The 695-nt window shown below is 75.4% G+C and carries 2 protein-coding genes; both read left to right on the forward strand.

The features are described 5' to 3' along the window. Positions 1–286, forward strand: a 286-nt coding sequence (locus tag DEIPI_RS33565) for a DUF2264 C-terminal domain-containing protein (protein WP_045234853.1), incomplete at its 5' end; no start/stop codon positions are given. 69 nt (positions 287–355) lie between these two features. Next, a partial coding sequence (locus tag DEIPI_RS40530; protein WP_045234854.1) for a hypothetical protein occupies positions 356–695 on the forward strand: 340 nt, incomplete at its 3' end.

Raw genomic sequence — 695 nt, forward strand, 5'->3', positions numbered from 1 at the left:
CGCGAGCGGCGTCCTCGACCCCCTCGGCGTCCGCCGCGGCCACCTCGTCGCCGCCGCGCCGAACACCAACGTGCTGCACCCCCGCACCGTCATCCCGGTCCTCCTCGGCGACCACCCTCCCGGCGAGGTCGTCCTCGTCACCGCCGTGCTCGGCAGCAGCGCCCAACGCGCCCGGGACGCCTGGACGCACGCACCCCGGGTCGAACTCACGGACGGCGCGGTCCTCGTGCGTCACGAGGGCCTCACCCGCCGGCTCCCGCTGACCTTCCCGCAGGACGCGCGGTGAACCCACCACCCCGACGTCCTCCTCACCCCCTCGCGCCCGTTCGCCGCGCCGCCCGGCGCTGGGAGACCCATGCTCAACTTCCGCGACGTCCGTGACGCCGTCCTCGCAGGCTCACGCGAGCACCCGAACTTCCCGTTCGGCGTGCCCTTCGACCTCACCGTCTTCGATCCGCGCGCGCCCGGCGTCTTCCAGGACGCCCTGCGCGCGTTGCGCGAGCAGGCGAGGCGAGCGGCGCTCACGCCGCCGCCGCCGCTGCCGTTCAGCGACTTCCGCCGCTTCTCCGTGGACGGCACCCGCCGCGAGCACGAGCGGGCGTACTTCGAGCGTCGCGCGCGGCTGCTGCCCCTGACGGTCACCGCCCTCCAGGGTGACGAGGCCGCCCTCGCGGGGCTCGAGGATCTGCTGTGGG

Source organism: Deinococcus pimensis DSM 21231 (genome assembly GCF_000519345.1).
In the GTDB taxonomy this organism is placed as follows: Bacteria; Deinococcota; Deinococci; order Deinococcales; family Deinococcaceae; genus Deinococcus_A; species Deinococcus_A pimensis.